This window comes from Modicisalibacter luteus DSM 23508 (genome assembly GCF_000378505.1).
Lineage (GTDB): Bacteria > Pseudomonadota > Gammaproteobacteria > Pseudomonadales > Halomonadaceae > Modicisalibacter > Modicisalibacter luteus.
The window spans coordinates 1-23,009 of record NZ_KB900010.1; the positions used below are offsets into that span (position 1 = coordinate 1).

Sequence of the window (23,009 nt, forward strand, 5' to 3'; positions counted from 1 at the left end):
AGATATGACCCGAGGCGTCGGAGGGCATTCACCTGCAAACGTGACTCATCATCTAAAAGGCACCAACTTTCCTGCATCGCGGGCGGACCTTGAGAAACAGGCCAAGGAAAACGGCGCAGAGGAAGATGTGCTCGAAGTGATTCGAAACATGCCTGACGAGCAATACGAGGATATGGCAGGCGTCATGAAAGGCATAGGGGAAGCTGAGTAATAGTTCTTACCTAGAGACAAAACAGGGGCAGATAAGAATATCTGCCCCTGCTGCCAGATCGCTTGCTATGCTAAACGATCTTCAATAATAGCCGAACGATTAGGAATTGCGGCCACCGCTGTTGCTGTTCTGTCCGCCTTTCTTGCCAGCTTCCGAGGCTTTTTCCGGATCATTAGCGAAATTTCCTCCGCTATGCTTGCCGCCCTTCTGGCCGGCTTCAGAGGCCTTCTCGGGATCGTTAGCGAAGTTGCCCCCGCTATGCTGGCCGCCCTTCTGTCCAGCTTCAGAAGCTCTCTCAGGGTCATTTGCGAAGTTACCACCACTATTCTGGCCGCCCTTGCTACCGATCTCTTCAAAGTGCTCGCGATCGTGAGATTCGGCGTTTGCGGTGCCGCCTTTGTGCCCGATCTCTTCAAAGTGCTCGCGGTCATGGCTCTCAGCGTTCGCCTTGCCACCTTTCTGACCCGCCTCGTTTACGGACATGCCTTCATCTTTGGGTTTATTAGCCATGATAACCTCCTGTTAATAAACCATGGTAAGTCCATTTATGCTGGTACTTAAGATCAACTATATGTTAAGCAACCCGCACTAGCGTTATCCGCCAGATACCTTCAAGGTAGTCGAGATTAAGAATCATGCAACTCATGCGAACACAGCATCCGCTGCACTTGGTTTCGCTCGTTTTTCGCTGCACAGCCTGCTTTAAAGGATTGCCTGTTAAACCCAAGTTACAACCTCAACAACCGTTATCAACACAATATTTTACCTAGAATATGTTTAGGCTTTTAGGATCAGTGAATTAGCACCACGGATGCCAAGGAGGGTTCTAGTGATGCGCAACGAATGGCGGAACGGCAATCACTTTACATTGTTACCAGAAGGCAAGCGCTACATACCAGAAATGTTAGCGGCTATTGATGATGCGAATGATTCAATTCTTTTCGAGCAGTACCTGACCGAATCGGGACATCTTGCTGACAGGTTCATTGATGCCCTCGTTCGGGCAACAGCCCGTGGCGTTCATGTGCAGGTGCTCCTCGATGGCTTTGGGGCCAACGGCCTCAAGAAAAATGACAGGGAGCGTCTGACGCAGGCAGGTGTCACCTTGCGCTTTTTCAATCCACCTTACCTGAAACGCTTGAACAAGCTGACGCGAGACCACCGCAAGCTGGTGCTGGTGGATGGAGGTGTCGCATTCACGGGGGGGTTCTGTCTGACAGACGACTTCCTCGATAGGTGGTACGACATAGCGGTACGAATCGAAGGTCCCGTTGTTAATGACTGGACAGCGCTGTTTGCCCAAGTCTGGAATTCTTCGCTGACTCAGGGCAACGACAAGGGACCGGGGGCACAGAGAATGGTGCTTGATGCGGCAACCGAACCTTACAAGCAGGGCATGCAAGGGCGAGTCATCTGGGGACGGGGACGTTGCTACCAAGCGATTCGGGACTCTCTCCAGCAGCGTATCGTGACAGCTACCCAACGCGTTTGGGTCTACACCCCCTACTTTCTGCCGACCATCAGTCTTCGTCAGCGCTTGATGGCCGCAGCACAGCGCGGTGTCGATGTCCGTCTACTGGTCGCCGGTGAAAAACACGATCACCCCAGCGTGCGCTATGCAGGACAACGCTATTATGGGCAGCTGCTGCGTGCCGGCGTGCGCATCTTCGAATACCATCCGTCCTTTACTCACGCCAAGTTCTGCCTGGTTGATGACTGGGTCACGATAGGATCATGTAATTTCGATCACTGGAGCTTGCGCTGGAATCTGGAAGCCAACCAGGAAGTAGAGGATAGTCGGTTTGCTACCGATGTTGCCGCGCTGTTCGAAGACAATCTCAAGGCTAGCCAAGAGGTCTGTCCGAAAGCGTGGGCACAGCGCCCCTGGCTTCAGCGGACCCGTGAACGAGCACTTGGTACCGTAAACAGTTGGGCGACACTGCTTCGTTAAGCTTACATTAATACGTATATCCGGCAGGGTTCAGTCACGATACCGCTATAGCAAGCATGCTAATGGGTAATCGCATACACGCGCTCATGCGGCGTATGGATGATCCGGATAAGCGCAAGAGTAGGCCGGTTCGACTGAACCTCGGTAGAGTGATAACCAACGAGACGACACGCGCGGCTTGGCTCTACGGGGAATGGATCGTCCTGATCAGTTCCGAGTTCGGCCTATTGTAGCTGCTCGCCAACAATGGCAAAAGCCTACCACTGACGACCACACTACCTCCTCGCGGTTTGCGCATCGCCCTCATAGATACGATGCTGACAGAGCATTCATCGAGCAGGAGAGCGCTTTGTGGCTGACAATATCTGGGTAGTAGTACACGGTGATACCGAGTGGGCCGTTCGAAAAGAAAGCAGCAAACAGCCAGCGCAGATCACCAAAACACAGGAAGAGGCTATCGAGGCTGGCCGTGAAATGGCGAAGCAGTTAGGAGTAGAGCTGCTAATCCAAGGCGAGGACGGGATGATTCGAGACAAGAACAGCTACGGAAATGATCCCTACCCGCCGGGAGGCTGATCAACCTTCCTCACCTTTGAAGAAAGCCACTTGAAAATCACCTATCATCCGACAGCCCTCGCCGGCCTGACTGCCCCGAGCATGCATCGATGGGGCATTTTGATGTGTGATCCAGAGGAGATAATTGTCGTATTTTGAGCGAGAGCTTTAAGACCTACCTAGAAGCAGAAGCCAAGGCCGATGAGTTGAATCGGCAGACTTGGAGGAAGGCTTACTGGCCTTCTGAGTAGTCGGCGCCACTCAACATTGGCTACAAAGTGGTCGGCGCTCCACCTAGAGCCCAGCGGCCAACGTTCATACTGACAGCAACAGCCAAGGCAGTAATAGACCGGTTAGGCGCTGGGCTATGGTTGGAGTATGGGCAGGCATAGCGAGGTCTTGCTCAAAGGGCGGCGTCACCTTACTAAGCCGGGTGTAGGTACGGCAGGTGGCAAGGAAAACTTTCTTGTAAGTAACATTTCGTGAACTAGAGTAAAGGTAAGCCTACTGCTTCCGCTGAAACCACTCTCACCACGGGATCTGCTGACAGCGGGCTGTAACAAAAAAGCTTACGTGTTCAGGGCTTTCCACACCCCCCGCTTATCAGCGGGGTTTTGTTTGCTTATAAAAAATGTTTCTAGACACACCTTGCAAACTCGAGAGATCGTCTACTACGTTGCCTAATGTGGTTCAGGCATTGGCAGCTAAAGCCCTCGAGGCCAAGTGCTTCTCCAAAGCCGGAGAAAGCCAATGCTTGAGTGAGGCGAAATGTGTGTAAGAACGGCCCCAGCTGTGAAGCTCGGGCTTTTTTATGCCTAACACAAAAGCCCAATCGGATGGCAGGGCTTGGCATATGGATGTCACGTTAGACTCGTGAGACCGGCACAGAGCTCAGGCCTCACTCCTCCCCGCCGACATTGTGTCAGGATCTCGACAACGCTAGCTCGATCGACATTGAACCGCCGACGCTGCTGTTCGTATGCGGCCAGCAGATCCAGCAGGCCGGCATTACTATTGTTGCTCAGACTCGGAACCGGCAACGGCTTCACCAGGTGCGGCGGCACCGTGCACATCTGCAGCCCTGGCGTCGGCTTCGTCACCGAGTTGGCGCACCCAACCAGTAACGCCATCAGGAAGAGGCTGATCAGCCCAATCACGCGTCTCCGCATCGTTACGCTCCAGGGTGTCGAGTCACTTACGCTTGTCCGCCATCCTTTGTGCGATCGCTTCCAAGCGAACATCGCGGCGGCTCAACGCCTGGCTGATTGCCTCGGTCTACGCTTTCTGCCAGGCCAGCGCGGCCTGAGTCACCGCTGCAACCTCTAGGGCCTGGTCCCGCTCAAGAATCAACGCTTCGGCTCGGAGGTCAGCCAGTCGCCAGGTCAAACCAGCGAAAACGACCGCTATGATCGTCACGAGCCACGGCGCTAGGCGTATCAGCATTGCGCAACCCCTTCAGGCACAGTTCCCTCTCGGCGGCCCGGCGTCTCACCAGGCCACGCAAACGCTCACCACCGGCATACACCCAGCGAGGCAGCTCGTTGCAAGCCCCCTCGTTGTCTCCAGTGTTGACCTTTCGAAGCAGAGTCGAGTTCTTCAGCGCTCCGGCACCGACGTTGAACACGAACGACACCAGCGCGGCCCGCGTCTCGACAGCGATCGGTACGGTTACCTGCTCATCTACCGCCTCCAGGGCCCACGCCAAGGTCGGAACGCAGCAACGCCGCGCGCATTCCTGAGGTGACTTCACTTGGCCAGACTGAGCGGTTGTCGTGTGCCCGGTACAGACCGTCCAGGTGCCGACCGCGTCGCGGTAGCTCTGCAGCTCGGTTCCTTCGAAGTTGCTCACTACGATCGAAGCGAGAGCCAGCACTCCGCCGCCGGCCGCGGCAGCCAATCGTTTATTCAGGCGCATCTTAATCACCCTGGCGTCGCCGCTGGTCGAAGTGGCGCCAAACGTCGAAAGACAGCCGCAGGAACACAGCGGCCAGGCCACCAACGCTGACCAGGTCAGCCATCAGCACCTGGACCCCACCGAACGTCACTAACGGTACATTGAGGAGAGAGACCAGCCCGCTGGGCTCGGGAGTAATAGCGAAGCTGGCTGTCTGCGCTTTCGCTGCGAGACTTGTGGCGGACACGCCAGAACCGCCGCCATAGGCGATCAATCGGCCGGTATCGAGTTTCATAGACAGTCCTGAACTTCTGGCACGGTTACGCCTCGCTGCGGTGCGCGATGAAACGACAATGGGGAGAAGGAAAGGATGCCGCCCAGCCGGATGAATGGGAGCGCTGGGGAATGCAACCGGGCAACATAACGAAAGCGCCCCGACTATCGAAGTAGTCGAGGCGCAGGAATGGTAATCCCCCCGAACAATAGCGCTGAGCGGACGCATTTACAACATATTGTGCTTTATGCTGGACACATGCACATCATATACCATTCGCGTGAGTCAGAGTTACTTACTGGGAGGCGTGCATGCGGTTGGAAAGTTAAACGATGCCTAGGGCAAACGTGAGCCGGCAAAGTTCACGCTTGGTACCGACTTTACTTGCCCAAGGAATGCGGCAGACATGTTACAGCTGCCCAATCAGGCAATCGTGTAACTTGCCCATACAATGGTGACCGGCTAGCGATGGTAATCTGGGGCGCAGCATCGCGTCACGTATGACATCATCATACGAACGATCCGACCGTGAAAGGATTTACGAAGTAATGAAGGAATGGAGACGAGGCCGGATGAAATTCTGTGTGTGTGTAATCTTGGGAATGGCTTTGGTGGCGTTGGGCGGATGCGTAGGCAATGTTCAATTATCAGCGTCCATGGCGACCATAAACAGCGAGTATGGAGAGTTCCAGAATGAGGCTTTACTGCTCAATATACTGAGGCGCAGTGCCTCGATGCCGGCGCATTTTACTTCGCTCGTCACACTGCGGGAGAGCAAGAACACCCAGGCCGGTGCCAACCTCTCAGTGCCTTTTGGCTATGCCGCACCGGCACAGTTCGGCTTCAACCCCAATGTCTCCATGGATCAGGGTCCTTCGTTCGAAGTAGCCCTGAAGGATAACCAAGAGTTTTATCGCGGCTACATCACCCCTATCTCCACTTCCACCATTCAGTACTATCTTCAGCAGGACATATCCAATGAACTACTGCTCTCGTTGTTCACCAAGCGTCTTGTCATCAGAACACAGGGCCACAAGATCGATGCATTTAACTCTCCCGAGCAACCGAAACAGCATGCCGCCTTTCAGCAAGCGCTGCAGCGTCTCCTTGGGCAAGGCTTGACGATGGAAGAGGTTTCTGTCGCAGAAGCCGTAGGCCCGACTCTGCGCCTGGATCAGGAGCCGAGCCTTGATCAGGCCCTGTCTGCACATAAAGAAGGGCTATCTCTCCAGCCAACCGCCGATAAGAAATATCAGCTTTCGAAGCTGAGTAACATGGCACGATTCTGCTTCACTACGCCACGTGAACCGCTGACGGAATCAGCTTACTGTACGGGGCCAGGTTATCAATTTGCAGTGACCGACCCCCTGTTCTTCGGCAGTACCGGGAAAGCCAGGGCCGTTCTTGATCCCCCGGGGGAGCTTGGATCGATCGAGATACATACCCGTTCCTTGGCCGAAATAATGACTTACCTTGGCAACTTGGTACGCATTCAACAAGCATCGCAGAGGGCCCTGACCGTGCCTACTGCTACCGGCCCACAACCTATATTGGTGGTCAAACCAGCTTTGCAACTGGAGTCGCCTGCCGTTGTTACCGAGTTCGAAGGGACGTTTTACGGCATTCCATCCGGCACGTCAGCGGGGCAGTCCGGAACGGTGCTAACAATCTTGTCCCAGCTCTTTGCACTGGCTCAATCTGTCAAGAATCTACCCGTAACCAACACAGTAACGATTCTTGGCGAATGAGAGCTCATAATTTCCCAGCAGATAAACGATCACTCTGCCCGGCCTTTATACGTTCGGCTAGCAATGGCGATCCGCAGCAATGCCAGTGGGCGCATTGTCGAACCAGCAAAGTGGTGCCAGCGTCCTGGCTTGCCGGGCTGAAGTCGGGAAGACCGAAGCGCTAAACCAGGCCCTCCCATGTGCCGATCAAGAGTTGGTACCGCCCGGCTGCTTGCTATGGATCAGGTACAGAGGCAACCATACCGACTGCCGAGGATGGCCGGCATAGTCTGAATAGGCCACTCCCACTAGCACGTCGTAGCCATCGGTATTACCTAAACGAGGCGTGCCCTCTGAAGTGGTCCCCGAAATTCGGACCAGGCGCTAAGCTCTGATCAGACCGACCAGGAGAGCCTGATCATGAGCAGGAAACGTCGGCAGTACACCAGTGATTTCAAGCCCAAGGTGGCCCTCGCCGCTCTCAAGGGCGACCAGACCACGTCAGAGATCGCTGCCCGCTTCGAGATTCATCCGACCATGGTGAGCCAGTGGAAGCGCGAGTTGCTGGACAACGCCACCGGAGTCTTTGAGGGCAAGGGCGACGGCAAGGCGGCCCAGAAGACCCAAGAAGAGATCGATACGCTCTACCGTGAAATCGGCAAGCTGACGATGGAACGCGATTTTTTGTTACGCAGGCTCGATCATTGAGTCGGGCCCAGCGCCTGGCACGGGTCGAGCCACAGGCGCCTGACCTCAGCCTGCGGCGCCAATGCCGGCTGCTCGGTATCAGCCGGTCCCCGGTGTATTACCAGCGCAAAGAGCTGCGGGCCTATGACCTGGAGCTGATGCGCCTGATCGACGAGGAACATCTGCGAACGCCAGTCTATGGTTCACGGCGGATGACGATTTGTCTCAACCGTCTGGGGCATCCAGTGAACCGCAAGCGAGTCCAGCGACTGATGCGTCAGATGGGGCTCCAGGCGGTATATCCGAGGCCGCGCACTAGTCGCCCCCCGTGAGGGTCACCGGATCGCCCACCGGCCAGAACATACTCGCTAAACAAGGAGCGGACAGACTTGCCTGCCCCACTCCTTGTTTAGCTGATGGTAGCCTTAGAACAAGCCGTCATCTTCCTCTTCTTGATCGCCAGCTTGGCCGCTCTGCTGCTGGCCGCTGCCTTGCTGCTGGCCGCTGCCTTGCTGCTGCCCGCTCATTTGACCACTCATCCAATTATTCATACCCAAGCTACTCAGCAGCTGTGTGGTCAAAGTGCCTGTTGGCTCGATCCCTTGGGACTGCTGGAAGCGGCTGGCACCCTGAGAGGTATTCTTATCCCATTGGCCGTCCACGTTACCGACATCAAAGCCCTGCTGATTAAGCTGCTGTTCAATTTGGCGTAGCACAGCCGGGCTTACCCAGAGAGGGGCTCCTTGACTGGTTGACTGCTCTTGGGTCCACTGTTGGCTACCTTGAGCGGTGGCATTTCCCCAGACGCCATCAATTTGGCCTACATCATAGCCTTGTTGGTTCAGCGTCTGCTGAATCTGACGGACCCCAGCCGGGCTAATATAAAGAGGAGTGCCTTGTCCCTGTGCTTGCTCCTGAGACCACTGCTGGTCGCCGCCTTGGCCACCGCCCTGCTGCTGGCCGCCTCCACTTAGAATGTTGCTCATTCCTAGCGAGTTGATCAACTGAACCGTCGGTGTGCCGGTCGGCTCGAGTCCGTTCGACTGCTGGTAATTAACAGCCGCCTGAGCGGTCGAGTTGGACCACTGCCCATCCACCTGACCCACATCATATCCCTGTTTATTCAGCGCCTGCTGGATCTGGCGAACACCTGCGGTACTGATATAGACCTGTGTGCCTTGGGATTGTACCTGTTCCTGGGCACGCTGTTGGTTGCTGGCCTGTGCACCTTGGCTCTGTTGGGCAAGGACGGGAGCGGCACTCCGGTGGCGTTGTCCAGCAACTCGCGCTTCCACTGGCTCACCATGGTCGGATGAATCTCGAAGCGGGCAGCGATCTCTGACGTGGTCTGGTCGCCCTTGAGAGCGGCGAGGGCCACCTTGGCCTTGAAATCACTGCTGTACTGCCGACGTTTCCTGCTCATGATCAGGCTCTCCTGGTCGGTCTGATCAGAGCTTAGCGCCTGGTCCGAATTTCGGGGACCACTTCACATAACAGTGAGAAACGAACTGTTTCTGTAAGGCCAGTTCAAAAGCTTCATCTTCTCCAGCCTCTCGTGTAGCCTACCCTTACTGTCATAATCAGCAGGGGGAGAAATGGATAGGCTGCTGTTATCCGCACTGACTCTGGCCTGCCTCTCTATGGCACTTGCTTATCTATCCACGCAGGAGCTAGGCGAACCTGAAGTTATTGCAATCCAAGCAGTAGAGAGAATGCAGGAGCCAAGCATCACAGACGATAGGCGTACTTCGAATAACAATCCTGATCTACTATTCCCATCGCCAAGTGAGAGCGCCCCTTCGTACGTGTTACCGAATACCAAGGTGTTTGAAATCTGAGTCTGTTCGGATAACCACTCTCGTGGTTATCCGGTGCCATTCTTCACGCCAGCGCGCACTCGGCTTGTTGTAGCACAAGCCCTTGCGAATGAGCCCGACCTCTTTTTCCTGCATCCCTCAGCGACTCCATCGGTTTGAATGGTGCCTGCATAGCCGGCAGCCTTAGTCCCCGTATCAGTTTCCGCTGTGTCCGGTCACCGAAGCACACAGGCACCAGGCACCAGGCACCAGGCACCAGGCACAAGCTTTTGCAGCGTGAACGCATACCATTCGCTCACTCCATAACCGGCCATAGTCGCTTCACGATTCTCATCGGCCCATTGCTCGGTAAATACCCAACCCAGCAACGGGGGCGTCGTCTCGGTGCCCGGGTCTTGCCACATCTGCTCGACAGTCATCAGCGGTCGCATGCCCGACGCGGAGAGCCGGGCGTTGTAATGCCAGAAGTTGATGACTGCCGGTAGGTCGCCATCGATCATGAGCTTATTGATCATGGGTGGTGCCGCATAGGTCGGCTCCACGAAAGCGGTGAGTTCGATATCCTTGGTCTGCTGAGCATAGGCGCGCAACAAGAGCCAAGTCTTGTCGACCGGTCCACCGGCGATGCCAAGCTTATGGCCCTTCAAATCCTCCAGGCTGGCGATACCGGCTTGCGGTGCCATCATGACGGCGCCTACCGATAGGGAATAAGGCGCGAATTGATAGTTGCGTCCTGCCTGACGCTGGCGGGCTGCCCATAACCAGTCGGAAACAATCAGATCGACACGGCCCCCCTGCAGGGCAACGGCCAGCGCATTCTCGGAAGCCGCAGCATCTCGACCTGGCTGCCACGCTTTTTTCTGCCAAGCCGTGCTCCTGCACGACCTGCAGCTCCCAATTGACGGTGCCAAACTTGAGCACACCGGCACGCAGGACTTCCGAGCTATGCTGTGCACCACCCTGGGCCTCGGCTCGAGCCGGTAAAGACGTACTGGAAAACCACAGCAGAGCAATCAACAGGAAAAAGCTCGACGCCACCAAGTGCTTCCAAAGTCACTGGTTCAATGTCGCGATCTGTTATGGAAGCAAGTTTATCCATTTACTCGCCTTTCCTTGTCGGGCCCAGCCATTGTAGTTCTTGCTATCTATGCCTGTACTGTTACTGAGGAAACCAAACTGGGAATAGACGGCTTTAGCTTGGTGGCCTTCCTATTCACCCCGCCGAAGTCATTTTTAGCATAGGAGATAATGTGATGAGAAAACTACTTGCCTGCATGGCATTTGCGATATTGGCTCCCATGCCTTTGTTAGCCGATGACGACACACTTGACGGCGACCCGGAAGCCGGGAAACAAAAAGCGCAAGAAGTCTGTGCCAGTTGCCATGGCCTGGATGGAAATGCATTGGTTGCAGAGTACCCAGACTTGGCGGGCCAGAACGCCCCATACCTGGTATATGCCCTCAAGGCCTACAAGAACGGACTGCGGACAGGGGGAAATGCAGGGCTTATGAGACCTCAGGCCGCCAATCTCAGCGAGCAGGACATGGCCAACCTGGCCGCCTACTATTCAAGCCCGGAGTCACTGCAGACCAACCAAACCGCAGCAGGCGGAGGATGATCAACTGGGCCGGTTCGTGAGCGCGCTATGCATCCCTATCGAGAGCCGGCCCACCGTGTCGCACTATTTGATTTTTAGCGGATAGACCAGAACCCTGTTTTCTCGCAGAGAAGGCACCAGCATCCGCCCACGTTTTTCGTCGTAACCGACCTGGGCAGGGCTTTGAATGCCCTTGGCAACCGTATTCACCTGGCCATCCTTAACTCTGTAGACGGTCTTGCCCTTCCAACTTGTGACCAGCAGCGAGTCATCAGGCAAGCGAAACAGGCCATCGAGTTTGGGCTGAGGTAAACTCGCAAAGGGGGCTCGCTCGCCATCGAAAGCCAGGGTGTAAAGCTCTTTGGCGTGAGCCGCAAAAGGTGCCACCAGAAGCCCGCCGCCATGAGCTAACAAGCCATCAGGCCGATCGAAGTCGTGGCCTTTGGCAATTGTCACGGGCCCTGTTCCCTCAGCGAGCTGGTAGATAGCACCTGGAGGCTCTGCCACCTTGCTTCCCGTGTCGCTGACATAGATTTTCCCATCCGAACCGACGGCGAGATCGTTGAGCATATAGGAGTCGGAAATGACGATTGAGTGCACCGGCTTGCCTGTGGCCCGCTCGAAGAAACGTACCCCGCCGACATCAGCCACGATCAGAAATTTTCCATGGAACAGCATCCCCTTGGGGCCGTGCAGGACTACCTCGGGCTTCGCCCCGTCGATCCATTTGAGATCGAGAATTGTGCCATCAGGCGATACACGAGAAATGAAGCCGTTGTCGTCCCGGCCTGTCAGCTTACCGTTGATGTTCGAGACCAAGTAAACATCGGCCTGATCATCCCAGAGCACGGTCTCTGGTGATCGAAACTGTCCCTTGCCTATCACCATGGCTGAACCGACCTTCTCTCTCGGCCTTTTCATAGACTGGGAAAACTCGGATTGGCTCAGTGTGCCGTTATAGTCCTTGTCCGCCTTGCCCCATTGCTGGAGTAGCTTCGTCAGCCCTGCCTTCCTGGCCTCTTCCTGCGTCACCTGCTTATCATCGTTAGCGTCGGCTTGCGAGAAGGTCTTCTGCAGGTTTGCACGTGTCTCACGCTTTTCCATGAAAGCAACAAACTCTGACAGGCTCAACGTGCCGTTGTTGTTGCTGTCTGCCTGATCCCATTGATCAAGGAGCTGTGTCATACCCGCCTTGCTGGCCTCTGTTTCAGAGAGATGCTTATCGCTGTCGACGTCAGCCTTGGAGAACTTCTTCTGCAACGCCTCGCTGTTACTGCCGGGGCCGGATTCAGGCGGTTCCCTCTGCATCTTCTTGCTACTGCTAGTGCTGCTCTCGGATGCTTTCTGCGATTGCATGTCGCCGGTATTACTACCGTGCTGTCGCATGAAATCCGAAAATTCTCTGTTGCCAAGAACGTTTTCACCCTCCCTGTCAGCCTCGTTCCATAGCTGAACGAGAAGCGTCATTCCTGCCTTCTGTGCTTCTGTCTTGGAGACGTTGCTATCACTGTCGGCATCAACTTCGGAAAAGCTCTTGGATGGCAGCGGGGCGACCTTTCCGCCATGTATCTTCATTAACTGGGCAAATTCGGACTGGCTGAGAACATCGTCGCCATCCTTATCTACCTTTTCCCAGCGTTGGACGAGCTGCATAAGCTCCGCCTTCTGCGCCTCGCTCCTGGAGATATTCTTGTCGCTATCGGCGTCGACCTCGGAAAAGCTCTTTTTAGGCAGCGGTGCCTTCCCATGCTCTTGCATGAAGGCGGAGAACTCGGGTTGGCTGAGGACGTCGTCATCGTCCTTGTCCGCTCTGCTCCACTGCTGGAAGAGCAATGCCAGCCCCGCCTCTTCTGCCTCGTTCCTGGAAACGTTCTTGTCACTATCGGAATCGACCTCAGAAAAGCGCTTCGGCGGTAGCGGGGCGGAGTCATCACCCTTCGGCCGGCTACCAGCCTTCCTGGCTTCGTCAGTAGAAGTATCGGGACGCTCCGAGCCTGGCATTTTCGGCGTGTCAAGCTCACTTTTAGAAGTGGATGACTTTCTGAAGTCGGAAAACTCGGATTCGTTCAGTGCCCCGTACTTGTCCGCCTTGCCCCATTGCTCAATAAGCTGCGTCAGGCCAGCATTTTCCGCCTCTTTCCTGGATATTGTCTTATCATCATTGCTATCCACCTCGGAAAAGGTAAGTGTTGATGCGTCAACTTGGCTGGTATCCTTCGTAAAAGCATCGAACTCGCTTTCATTCAAGACGTGATCACTATTCTTGTCTGCCAGACGCCATTGTCTGACAAGAACAAACAAACTCGCCTTATTGGCCTCGTCCTTGGAAATGGCCTTGTCGCCATTAACGTCAACCAAGGAGAACTTGGTCGGTTGCTCCGGGTCGTGGCCATTGTTCAAGGGCTCAGCTGCGCTAACAGAACAAGCTACACCGACTGCGCTTAGAGCCACACTCACATTCAACAGGGCAGTCCTTGTCCCTTTCAAGCATGTCGTCTTCATGAGTCCGTTCCTCCTCTGATGCGACAAGACCGCAGCCCATGAGAGCTGTGATCAGACGGAGCGGCTAGCCTCCTACGCACGATGGGCATCCTGTCGTTTGCGTTCTTCATTTCGTGTTGCGGCTGCGTTCAGCCAGTAAACGAATAGGTAAGCAACAACGCCCATGTAGAGCATGGCTGGCGGCACCCACATAATCAGGCCTGCGACCTGCTGGTCAGCGAGAGGGTCCAGTCCCCACTGCGAAGGAACTGTCATATGGGACTGGTAAAGGGGACGGGTGGCGAAGGTAATAAGCGCGCCTAGCAAGCTGCCTTGCAGTGCCATGCCAAACACATACAGGATGCGCATGCCATTATCGATATGCTCGCGCGGCCGTATACGCAGTACAGTGATCCAAAACAGCAAAGCCGTTATTAGAAACCCAGCGTGCTCGACCCAATGTACGGCCTCGTTACGCACAGCCAGGTCATAAAGCTGGGGGAGATGCCAAGCCCATAGCACCCCCGTGGCTAACAGGACTACGATCAACGCTCCTTTACCCCCGGTCAGCGAGCGGGCAAGACGCTGCTCACACCGGCCCCAACCAGCACGCCACCTGTGAGGCAGAGCCCACAATAGCGCCACGTCAGGATTACCGCTAATAAGCAACGGCGGTGCGACGAGAATCAGTAACAGATGCTGGGTCATATGCATGGAAAACAAGGCATTAGCAGCCATATCCAGCGGGGAGACAAGGGCAACTATAAGCGTCAGCATCCCCAGTCCATAGACGGCAGCTCGGAACACGGGAATGCCACGACCAACACCTGCCTTATGCCATAAGCGAAACACGCCCAAGACATAAAACCCGACGCCGAGCAGCAGGGGTAGTAGAGTGCTCGCAGCTGTATTCCACTCTTGCCAGAGCCCATCCGTTCCATGGATCTCTCCGCCATGTGCCGTAGACACCCTGGGAATAAGCAGCCAGAGTGCAATGAAGAGTGGCTTGCCCAAGTCTCCCCTCATTTCAAGCTCTCAAGGTAAGCCGCAAGAGCATTCAGCGTAGGACCATCGAACTGATCTAGCGTCGGCATATGTACCCCTGGCTTATGCGCTTGGGCATTAACGATCCATGCCTGCAAGCGTGCCCGCGTGTTGGGCATGACACCAGCGATATGCAACCGGCTGCCAAAGTGGGTAAGGTCCGGGGCCACCTCTCCCCGTGCCTTCGTGCCGCGTATGCTGTGGCACATCGCACAGGCATAGGTCTCGAACGCCTCCATTCCCTTAGCCAAGAGCGGCTCAGCCGGGGGTCGCGCCGGCTGTCTTTGACGTGCTACCCACGCGCGGTACTCCTCCGGTGGCTGGGCAACCACTACGAAGCGCATATTTGTATGCTGCACACCGCAATACTCGGCGCATTCGCCGCGATAGACTCCGGGCTCGTTGGCCTCCAGTATGATGTAGTTATCATGCCCTGGAATGGCATCCAGCTTGCCATGGAGCCTTGGTGCCCAAAAGCTATGGATTACATCGGCCGAAGTCAGCTTTATGCGTACCGGTTGGCCCACCGGTATGTGAATCTCGTTTGCCGTCTTGAAGTTTTCCGAAGGGCTCTCGTGCAGGTAATCCGCTTCCCACCACCACTGATGAGCCGTGACGTGGATGTCGATCTCCGCCGCCTCAGGATTGCCTGGTAATACCCGCAGGGTAACCAAGGTGACGACGAACAATCCTGACAGGACGATGACGGGGATTGCGACACCACCGATCAGTATCCAGCGCTTGCCTCCGTCCACATCGACCGGAAGATGCGTGTCGAGTGAACCACGGCGGCGCAACGCTCCCCACAAGAGCAGTCCACCCATGACCAGGATGATGAAGCTCACTAGCCCGACCAACCACCAACCCAGTGTTGCCAGCCACTGCGCCTGCTCTCCCGCCGGGTCAAAGATGCTGTACGGTGTACAGCCAGCAATGGCCATTACCAAGCAGAGGGCAATCCCCAGACGCATTCCTATCATCAGTCCGCCCCTTTACGTTCTTGCTGCCTGGGAATGTCACGGCGCGGCGGCGGCTCGGGGTAAACTGGGTTCGGCGGCGGTGCCTTGGGCTCGAACTCGGTCCCCATGGACTTGATGTAAGCCGTGATTTTCCATATCTGTTCGGCAGGCAGTTTTGTTCCCCATGCCGGCATACCATATCTGCGGCCATCGGCGATAGAATTGAAGATGGCCTGATCGCTGAATCCATATAGCCACGTGGCATCACGCAGGCTGGGTCCCATGCCACCTCCGCCTCGCCCCCCATGACAGCCGTAGCAGTTGTACCAGACGAAAAGGCGCCGGCCCTCCGCGAGAGCGTTGCTATCCATCCCGTAGGGATTCTGCGTCTTCGGCAGGGTTCGATCAGGGCCTGGCTGGGTACCGATCGCTTCACTCTGACTGATCTCTCCAGGTAATGCGCCGGCAGGCGCCGGCTCGGCTTCCTGCTGGGCGCCTCCCGTCAGTGGGAGAGCCAGCAGGAACGACGTGAGTATGACGGGTGATTTCATCATTCCTCTCCCGGTTCACGCTGAGGTGTTGTCGGTTCCAACAGCGGAACGCCGTAACGTGAAAGTACGGAACGGATCTCGGGCCGGTGTGAACGAATGACGTCTTCAAGCTGGTCGTGGAGGTCGTCATTCCCTTTCCGTACCGCCATGGAGATATTGAAAGTGAAAGGGACAGCCCCCTGGTCGATCTCGGGTGAAACGGGGACAACCTGCAAGGGAACATCTTGCCGTGACGCAAAATAGCCCGCCAAGGGCCCCCAGGCGATGGCGATATCGACCTCGCCCTTAGCCACGGCCTCGATCAGACGCGATGGCGGATGCGGTTGGCTGTAGTCACCATAGATGCTGTAACCGACCAGGTTACCACCAAGCCCGCGCCGTCCGAGCGCCTCGGCGCCTGGCGTGTTCGAGCCATCATCACCCACCACATGAACCCCGATATCGAGTTCATGTAATGCGGGGTCTTCGATGCTACGGATGTCGAGCCCGGAATCTTCGCGGTAGACAAAGACATAGGTCGAGCGGTAGTAGGGCATTGTCGACTGGGCGAATTCATAGCCAGCCGGCACGCCCATGATCAGATCGCAGCGCCCCTTGTTGAGCGTGTTACGTGAAAAACCCCGCCGCTGCGGATACCATGTATAGACGACCTCGCTCCGCCCTAGGGACTTGGCCACCAGCTCCGCCAATTCATTCTCGAAGCCCTCCTCTCGCTTATTGGAAAAAGGCAGGTTATTCGGATCGGCACATACCCGTAGTGGCTCAGTCCTCATCGCAAATGCAGGCTGTGTTCCGATGAACAGGAGGGCCGCAGCAATACATGCTACCAGGCCTAACAGCCTGCGCTGGTCACGGCGAAAGTGATCGCTACTCCTCAGGTAGTGCAAAGACATAAACATCACTCCCTCGTGCCGTCACTTTCTTGAGGTTCGCCGCGGCCCCTGTTGTCCCCAGTGCCGCCGTGGGGTCATCAGCAGAAATTTTCTCGAAGGCATTAGAGCCGATCCAGCCACCGATGCCGGCATAAATCGCAATGTACTGCCGACCGTCGGGACCGATGTAAGTCATGGGGTTGCCAACGATTCCTGAAGAAACCTTGAACTTCCATAGGACTTCGCCATTCGTTGCGTCGGCTGCCTTGAACCAGCCGTCGGTGGTTCCATAGAAGATCACATCCCCCGACGTCGCCAGTACGCCACCCTGCAGTGGATATTGTTCCTTGATGCCCCATGCCTTTTTGCCGTTCACGACATCCCAGGCAATTAGCTCGCCAAGATAGCCACCTGGGCCGGGATACATCATTGTATCGGCCCCAAGGTAGGGGGTGCCGGCAATGTAGTTCGCCTCGATGCCCTGAAAATTCATGCAGTAGTTGTGAGCCGGTATGTACACGAGTCCGGTACGCGGGGAGATGGCCGACGGAAACACTTCCTTCGCCCCGGTCGATGAGGGACAGATATCGTAGGTTTCCTGCCCCATATGAGTGCGCTTGGCCTCGTTAACTTTCGGTAGCCCCGTATCGAGGTCGTATCCCGAAGCCCAATTAGTGTGAGGATGATACTTATCGGCAGAAAGCAGCTCACCTGTCTCCCGATCCAGCACATACATGAAACCGGTCCTGCCCGGATGAATCAGCAACTTGCGCATCTCACCCTTCCAAGGCATATCGACCAGAATGTTCTCCATGATCTCGTCGTAGTCCCATGCGTCGTGCGGCACCAGTTGATAGGCCCAGCGTGCCTGACCGGTTTCGGGATCACGGGCAATGATGGAGAGCGACCATTTGTTGGCGCCCGGCCGTAAATCTGGATTCCATACACCCGGATTGCCGGTGCCGTAATAGATCAAATCTAGTTCAGGATCATAGGAGACCCAGCCCCACACCGTACTGCCGCCCAGCTTCCACTGCTCCGGTGGCCAGCTTTTCACCCCGAGATCCTCGCCTTGGTCCTTGGCGTAGTAGGGCTTGAAATCGGGGCTTGTCATCAAGGTTTCTTCATCCGGACCGGTGTTATAAGCGATCCATTGTACCTCTCCGGTCTGCAGGTCGAGTGCCTTCAACCAGCCGCGGACACCCAACTCACCGCCACTGTTGCCGACGAGCACCTTATCTTTGACGATAATGGGAGCCATGGTCATGGTCTCCCCTTCATCGGCGCTACCAACTTTCGTCATCCAGGCCAGCTCACCGGTTTCGGCGTTTACCGCTACCACATGATTATCGAGCGTGTTATAGATCACCTTGCCGTCGGCATACGCCGCACCGCGGTTGACTAGATCGCAACACGCCTTGCCGACAGCAGTGGGATCGGGATGTGGCTCGAACTTCCATTTGAGGGCATAGCCCGGCTTGGTCATATCGAAAGCCAGCAGGTAATTTGGAAACGGCGTGACTACGTACATGGTATTACCGACTACCAGGGGCTGCCCCTCGTGCCCGTGATTGATACCAGTAGACCAGGTCGTCACGACCTCCAGGTTCTGGACATTTTCCTTGCTGACCTGATCGAGTTGGCTATAGCGCGAATTGGCGAAATCCAGTGCCGGCAACCACCACTCACCGGTCGGCCCGGCACTCGGCGTGCGTGCGATACGCATGCCAGTGCCATCATCGCTGATGAAGGAAATCTCCTGTTCCCTTTCAGCGGATGGCTCGGTCTCTTCCTGGGCCAGCGACTCGGCATGCACACCTAGCGTCAGCAGGCCAAGGAGTGCAAATCCAGCGACTCGCCCCAGGCCTTTACTGTTGCCATGTCTCGTCCTTCGCATGCACATTCGCTCCTTGTTATCTTAATGAGTACAGATAAGCTGCAACGTCTCGCGCTTGCTGCTCCGTCAGGTCCAAGTCGGGCATGGCGGTGCTTGGTTCGATCGAAGGGGCATCCATTACCCAGGGAATCAGATTGTTCGGTTTGTTCGGTAGTCGACCAGCAATGTATGAGCGGTTGGCCCAGGCTGTCAGCGGGGGCCCAACCATTCCTTCTGCCCCATCGATACCGGGAATGGTGTGACAGGCACCGCAACCAACCTCATCAATCACAGCCACTCCGCGAGAGGCGTCGCCACCCTGAACGACAACTTCTTCATACTCCGATCGCCCTCCTTCGCAGCCCACCAAAAACGCCGTCGCCAGGCACAGCATGCCGGCACAGGCAGGGCGCAAACTCAACACGTTCATATAGTGCGTAAGCATGGCTCTAGCACCAATGGCAGAACACTGAAGTAAATAAGATTGAGCAAGAGTAGAACGCTGGTAAAAATACCGAACAGCGCCAGGAACTCGACCCGATCCCAGCCTTCGGCGCGAGTCAACCGGCCGCCGCGACGCCAGCTTCTGAACACCCTCAGTGATGTCAGCGCTCCCGCCATCGCCAAGCCTATGCTGAACACCGTAAGTGTGATCAGCACGACCCATTGCCATGTCATGAGCTCATCATTGGCCAGGCAATTGCGACCAACGATGGCAAAGCCCGCCACTTCATGTAGGAACCAAGCTGCTGGCGCAGCGGCGATGCCGAACGCAAGCCGCCGATTGGTGCCTTTACGAACCTTGGGCACCTCCGTATGTACGGCACGGGTCATGTTGCGCCTCCATAAAACTGGGGAGAGAGATAAACGATGGCGACGACAAACACCCAGATAAGGTCCACGAAATGCCAGTAGCGAACGGCATTTTTCACCGCGACATGTCTGCTTTCGGTAAAATGCCCCGCGAGCGTCCGGGCCAGTACGAACAGCAGCATGCACATGCCAAGCAGTAGATGAGCCAAGTGAAAGCTGGTGATGGTGTATGTAATGGAGGCATAGGCGCTATCCCATGGCGTCTCCGTCTTCATACGAATGGCATATTCCCAGTAGGTGACGTAGAGAAATGCCCCACCTAACAACAGAGTTATTACCAATCCGATCAACAGGGATCCATTGCGTCCCCGCTCAATGCTCCGCTGGGCCCAATGCGCAGATACGCTACTTAGCAGCAGGATGCCCAGCATGACCAAGGCCTTCCAATACGAAGGGTCCTTCTCCAATGGCCACTGAGGTTTGGAAGCCCCTAGGTAGAAGTAAGCGAAAAATAGCAGTACGAACAGCATCCCCTCCGTGGCGATCAATAACCACATGGCCTGAAGGCCACGCTGGCGATCGTGCGACCGCTCCAATGGCGCTTGAACGGCGCTGATATCCTTGGTCACCGTTATCATGCGGTCATCTCCTTGCTTTCAGGCCATAGCCATGCAGCCACCGACAATAGCGTGGCGAGGGTAAACCCGCCTGCCCACCACAGCTCGCTGAATACCAACGACAGCGAGAGCCCCAGCAAAAGCAAAGCAGTGACCAAGGGAAGCACGCTTTCCTCAGGCATCTGAGCGATAGAACCATCTATCGCATCGATGGAAGACGTCGCCAGCACTTGCTTCCCATCCGCCAGCACTCGGCGGTTATCAGGGTCCGCTTCCTCCTCATGCTCATCCCACAGTGGATGCCGGCTCGCCACGGTCGGAATATGCACGCTGCCATAGACGGGAGGTGGAGAGGGAATCGACCATTCCAGCGTATCTGCTCCCCAGGGGTTCGATCCTGCGGGGGTGCCGCGCCGCTGGCTGTAAAAAAAGTTAACGATACCCACCAATACACCCAGCGCGAACACAGCGGCCCCCAGCGTGGTGATGGCATTGACCAAGGTCCAGCCGGCCTCTGCCGTGTAGGTGAATACACGCCGGGGCATGCCAAGAAATCCAGTTATATGCATGACGAAGAACCCGCTCATCATGCCCAGGAACATAAGCCAGAAATTCCACTTGCCGAGCGTCTCATTCATCATTCGCCCGGTAATCTTGGGCAGCCAGTAATAGAAGGCGGCAAATACGGGGAAGACATTCGCGCCAATAAGCACGAAGTGGATATGTGCAACTACGAAATAAGTATCATGAACCTGCCAGTCGAATGGGATAACGGCAGTCATCACACCGCTCAGCCCACCAATCACCAATAGGAAAATGAAGCCAAGCGCAAACAGCATTGGTAGCTTGATGACAGGCCGGCCAGCCCAAATGGTCGCAACCCAAGCGAAAACCTGAATTGTGGTAAAAATAGAGATCGTCATGCTAGCGCCGCTGAAAAACCCCATGGAAACCTGGGGTAAGCCAGTCGCAAACATGTGATGCACCCACACTCCGAAGCCGACTAGACCGGTTAGCACCGTGGCTAGGGCAACCCACACGTAGCCGACGATGGGCCGACGACAGAATACGGGCAGTAACATGGAGATCATGCCTGTGGCCGGCAAGAAGATGATATAGACCCAGGGGTGCCCAAAGAACCAGAAAAGCTGCTGCCATAGCAGGGGGTCCCCCGCCGCGCCAGGATCATAAAAGTGCAAGCCCCAAAGCCGCTCCAGCTCCAGAAAGACCAGCGCCGCCGTCAACGCCGGTAGCGAAAAAACGATCACGAAGGATGTCGTCCCCGTACTCCAGAGAAACAGCGGCATCCGGTCGATTGACATACCGGGCGCACGTAACCGGAAAATGGTAACGATAAAATTGATCGCACTTGCCGTAGTGGAAATCGTCAGGAAAAGCAGGGCAAACGCATAGAAATCTATATGTAGGCCGGGCGAATAGATATCGTTCGCGAACGGCACATAGTTGAACCACCCCCCGCGAGGCGCCATACCCATGAAAGGCGCGATATAAAGCAGCACACCGGATAGTAGAAACGTCCAGTAAGTGAAGGCATTGAGTCGTGGCAGCGCAGTATCTCGAGTGCCGATAAGCATAGGCACCAAATAATTGCCAAAGCCGGAAAGTATCGGCTGGGCGTACCAGAAGATCATGGTCGTGCCATGCATCGTCATGATCTGGTTGTAGGCTTCGGGCGATAGCACATCCAGATTGGGACCAGCAAGCTGCGTGCGCATGAGTAGTGCCTCAACGCCCCCAATGAGCAGAAAGACGAAGGCAGTGACCAAGTAGCGCTTGCCGATCTTCTTATGGTCAGTGGTAGAAAGCCAACCATGGAGGCCGGGCGAGTCAGACCAGATCTTGGTCAACCGATCTGTAAGCGTCGTATCCACGGCTTTTCCCTCACCTATATAGGAGATGATGCTTGCAAGCCGTGCCTGAAGACGAATGCCATCGTATGGCAGTCTCCTTCTCCCTAGATAACGAGCCCATTCATTCCTCCTTGTTCTTATAGGCTCAGTGTGAAGAGCCCTCCTGAGTCGCTTATAAACAACCTAGTTTATAATCTGGGTTATGCCTAACGCCCTTGGGCATGCTTCGGTCCCGTATCGAAACACAGCGCAAACTAGACGGGTACGCCCGGCCAAAGATGAGCATGCATGGGCACTATAGAATATGGGCTCAAGCCAGGATGCGCTTGCTTTCGATAGCCTCACTAGAGGAGCAAACAGAACAGCGAGTACAGAGTTCAGCGCCCATTTCGCGCATGTCTTCCAGCCAGCCGCAGCGACCCGTTCGGCGTCTTTATCATGGGTTGGGAATGCCGTTTACTGTCGTTGGCAATGGCTCAGCTGTCGGGCCAAATGCCCCGCCGGGCTCTAGCAATACACTTTCACTAGCGGTGTACCGATGACGTCTGCAGCTTGCTACGCTTTGTCTGAAAAATGACGGCTTGCTAGCCTTTCCTCCATCAGGCTTGGAGGGCCGTCATGGCAGGACGTTACGAAATTTCCGATCAGGGTTGGGCATTGATTGAAGATATCGTTTCGCCTGGTACGCCTGCTGGGCGTGGGCGCCCACGGCGCGATGACCGGCAGCTGCTCAACGGCATCTTCTGGATCCTCTGCTCCGGTGCCAAGTGGCGGGATCCGAACGCTTCGGCCCGTGGAAAACGGTCTATCAGCGTTTTCGACAGTGGCGAGATGACGGCATACTCGAACGTATCCTGTCACGCCTTCACCTGAAGCTCCGGGAAGATGGTACATGGATCTCGATACCTGGATGGCTGACTCCACCTCGATTCGAGCGACTCGCTCTGCCGCTGGCGGCGGCAAAAAAGGGGCTCTCGGGAGCCGGTAGATCATGCGCTTGGACGAAGCCGAGGCGGACTGACCACCAAGATCCATCTGGTCTGCGATGCCAATGGCGTGCCGCTGAGCTTCCTGCTATCGCCTGGCCAGCACGCCGACTCGCGCTATCTCGTTCCTGTCATGGAGCAGATCCGCTTGCCAAGGTATACGGGACGCCCACATAAGCGATGCCACCATCTACTGGCCGACCGAGGTTACGATAGTGATCGATT

General features: G+C 55.9%; 24 protein-coding genes and 1 pseudogene. 8 read left to right on the top strand and 17 right to left on the bottom strand.

Translation table 11 applies throughout. The features are described 5' to 3' along the window. On the top strand, positions 1–211 hold a 211-nt coding region (locus tag F568_RS0120615; RefSeq protein WP_019020657.1), incomplete at its 5' end, for a DUF2795 domain-containing protein. A gap of 99 nt (positions 212–310) precedes the next feature. Here F568_RS0120615 and F568_RS26435 read toward each other — a convergent pair. Beyond that, complete coding sequence (locus F568_RS26435) at positions 311–721, bottom strand: con-10 family general stress protein (protein WP_019020658.1); 411 nt, start codon at positions 719–721, stop codon at positions 311–313. Between the two features lie 322 nt (positions 722–1,043). Here F568_RS26435 and F568_RS0120625 point away from each other — a divergent pair, with 322 nt between their 5' ends. Both F568_RS0120625 and F568_RS0120635 read left to right on the top strand, forming a co-directional pair. Next, on the top strand, positions 1,044–2,162 hold the full coding sequence (locus F568_RS0120625) for a phospholipase D-like domain-containing protein (RefSeq protein ID WP_019020659.1): 1,119 nt from the start codon (positions 1,044–1,046) through the stop codon (positions 2,160–2,162). 351 nt (positions 2,163–2,513) lie between these two features. Beyond that, positions 2,514–2,738, top strand: a complete 225-nt coding sequence (locus tag F568_RS0120635) for a DUF2188 domain-containing protein (protein ID WP_019020661.1) — start codon at positions 2,514–2,516, stop codon at positions 2,736–2,738. Between the two features lie 839 nt (positions 2,739–3,577). On the opposite strand, the gene F568_RS0120640 is transcribed toward F568_RS0120635, so the two are convergent. The 3 genes from F568_RS0120640 to F568_RS0120650 all read right to left on the bottom strand — a co-directional run bounded on the left by F568_RS0120640 (position 3,578) and on the right by F568_RS0120650 (position 4,906). Further along, positions 3,578–3,886 (bottom strand): hypothetical protein, encoded by a 309-nt coding sequence (locus F568_RS0120640; protein ID WP_019020662.1) that lies wholly within the window; start codon positions 3,884–3,886, stop codon positions 3,578–3,580. Positions 3,887–4,083: 197 nt separating this feature from the next. After that, complete coding sequence (locus F568_RS0120645) at positions 4,084–4,632, bottom strand: lysozyme (RefSeq protein ID WP_019020663.1); 549 nt, start codon at positions 4,630–4,632, stop codon at positions 4,084–4,086. Position 4,633: 1 nt separating this feature from the next. After that, on the bottom strand, positions 4,634–4,906 hold the full coding sequence (locus F568_RS0120650; protein ID WP_019020664.1) for a hypothetical protein: 273 nt from the start codon (positions 4,904–4,906) through the stop codon (positions 4,634–4,636). A gap of 551 nt (positions 4,907–5,457) precedes the next feature. Here F568_RS0120650 and F568_RS0120655 point away from each other — a divergent pair. The 3 genes from F568_RS0120655 (at position 5,458) to F568_RS0120665 (ending at position 7,631) form a co-directional block, all read left to right on the top strand. After that, positions 5,458–6,633: a hypothetical protein gene (locus tag F568_RS0120655; protein ID WP_019020665.1), complete on the top strand. Its 1,176-nt coding sequence runs from the start codon at positions 5,458–5,460 to the stop codon at positions 6,631–6,633. 399 nt (positions 6,634–7,032) lie between these two features. Then, positions 7,033–7,320, top strand: a complete 288-nt coding sequence (locus F568_RS0120660; protein ID WP_019020666.1) for a transposase — start codon at positions 7,033–7,035, stop codon at positions 7,318–7,320. After that, on the top strand, positions 7,317–7,631 hold the full coding sequence (locus F568_RS0120665; RefSeq protein WP_019020667.1) for an IS3 family transposase: 315 nt from the start codon (positions 7,317–7,319) through the stop codon (positions 7,629–7,631). The genes F568_RS0120660 and F568_RS0120665 overlap by 4 nt, the downstream gene beginning before the upstream one ends. 93 nt (positions 7,632–7,724) lie before the next feature. On the opposite strand, the gene F568_RS0120670 is transcribed toward F568_RS0120665, so the two are convergent. The 3 genes from F568_RS0120670 to F568_RS24080 form a co-directional block, all read right to left on the bottom strand. Then, positions 7,725–8,405: a peptidoglycan-binding domain-containing protein gene (locus F568_RS0120670; RefSeq protein WP_019020668.1), complete on the bottom strand. Its 681-nt coding sequence runs from the start codon at positions 8,403–8,405 to the stop codon at positions 7,725–7,727. Between the two features lie 17 nt (positions 8,406–8,422). After that, positions 8,423–8,722: a transposase gene (locus F568_RS25915; RefSeq protein WP_019020669.1), complete on the bottom strand. Its 300-nt coding sequence runs from the start codon at positions 8,720–8,722 to the stop codon at positions 8,423–8,425. A gap of 609 nt (positions 8,723–9,331) precedes the next feature. Further along, on the bottom strand, positions 9,332–9,802 hold the full coding sequence (locus F568_RS24080) for a substrate-binding domain-containing protein (RefSeq protein ID WP_019020671.1): 471 nt from the start codon (positions 9,800–9,802) through the stop codon (positions 9,332–9,334). Positions 9,803–10,369: 567 nt separating this feature from the next. Here F568_RS24080 and F568_RS23490 point away from each other — a divergent pair. Continuing rightward, the gene (locus F568_RS23490) at positions 10,370–10,735 is read left to right on the top strand and encodes a c-type cytochrome (protein ID WP_019020672.1); all 366 of its coding nucleotides are present in this window, start codon (positions 10,370–10,372) and stop codon (positions 10,733–10,735) included. A 63-nt stretch (positions 10,736–10,798) separates the two neighbouring features. Here the strand turns inward: F568_RS23490 and F568_RS24085 are convergent, their stop codons facing one another. The 10 genes from F568_RS24085 to F568_RS0120740 all read right to left on the bottom strand — a co-directional run bounded on the left by F568_RS24085 (position 10,799) and on the right by F568_RS0120740 (position 21,819). Next, a complete protein-coding gene (locus F568_RS24085; RefSeq protein ID WP_019020673.1) occupies positions 10,799–13,216 on the bottom strand; it encodes a hypothetical protein in 2,418 nt (805 codons plus the stop codon). A 72-nt stretch (positions 13,217–13,288) separates the two neighbouring features. After that, positions 13,289–14,221: a cytochrome c oxidase assembly protein gene (locus tag F568_RS23500; RefSeq protein ID WP_019020674.1), complete on the bottom strand. Its 933-nt coding sequence runs from the start codon at positions 14,219–14,221 to the stop codon at positions 13,289–13,291. Then, the gene (gene coxB / locus F568_RS0120705; protein WP_019020675.1) at positions 14,218–15,219 is read right to left on the bottom strand and encodes a cytochrome c oxidase subunit II; all 1,002 of its coding nucleotides are present in this window, start codon (positions 15,217–15,219) and stop codon (positions 14,218–14,220) included. The genes F568_RS23500 and coxB overlap by 4 nt, the downstream gene beginning before the upstream one ends. Next, positions 15,219–15,749 (bottom strand): c-type cytochrome, encoded by a 531-nt coding sequence (locus F568_RS23505; RefSeq protein WP_019020676.1) that lies wholly within the window; start codon positions 15,747–15,749, stop codon positions 15,219–15,221. The genes coxB and F568_RS23505 overlap by 1 nt, the downstream gene beginning before the upstream one ends. After that, positions 15,749–16,642 (bottom strand): substrate-binding domain-containing protein, encoded by an 894-nt coding sequence (locus F568_RS0120715; RefSeq protein ID WP_019020677.1) that lies wholly within the window; start codon positions 16,640–16,642, stop codon positions 15,749–15,751. The genes F568_RS23505 and F568_RS0120715 overlap by 1 nt, the downstream gene beginning before the upstream one ends. Continuing rightward, entirely contained in the window at positions 16,617–18,518 is a 1,902-nt protein-coding gene (locus F568_RS0120720; RefSeq protein WP_019020678.1) for a PQQ-dependent dehydrogenase, methanol/ethanol family, read from the bottom strand. The genes F568_RS0120715 and F568_RS0120720 overlap by 26 nt, the downstream gene beginning before the upstream one ends. Before the next feature lie 16 nt (positions 18,519–18,534). Beyond that, the gene (locus F568_RS0120725) at positions 18,535–18,942 is read right to left on the bottom strand and encodes a c-type cytochrome (protein WP_211213464.1); all 408 of its coding nucleotides are present in this window, start codon (positions 18,940–18,942) and stop codon (positions 18,535–18,537) included. Continuing rightward, positions 18,924–19,331: a hypothetical protein gene (locus F568_RS0120730; protein WP_019020680.1), complete on the bottom strand. Its 408-nt coding sequence runs from the start codon at positions 19,329–19,331 to the stop codon at positions 18,924–18,926. The genes F568_RS0120725 and F568_RS0120730 overlap by 19 nt, the downstream gene beginning before the upstream one ends. Then, a complete protein-coding gene (locus F568_RS23510; RefSeq protein ID WP_019020681.1) occupies positions 19,328–19,948 on the bottom strand; it encodes a cytochrome c oxidase subunit 3 in 621 nt (206 codons plus the stop codon). Before F568_RS23510 ends, F568_RS0120730 begins: the two co-directional genes overlap by 4 nt. Then, the gene (locus F568_RS0120740) at positions 19,945–21,819 is read right to left on the bottom strand and encodes a cytochrome c oxidase subunit I (protein ID WP_019020682.1); all 1,875 of its coding nucleotides are present in this window, start codon (positions 21,817–21,819) and stop codon (positions 19,945–19,947) included. The genes F568_RS23510 and F568_RS0120740 overlap by 4 nt, the downstream gene beginning before the upstream one ends. A gap of 597 nt (positions 21,820–22,416) precedes the next feature. On the opposite strand from F568_RS0120740, the pseudogene F568_RS25920 reads away from it, so the two are divergent. Further along, positions 22,417–23,009, top strand: a pseudogene (locus tag F568_RS25920) (IS5 family transposase); the annotation flags it as partial.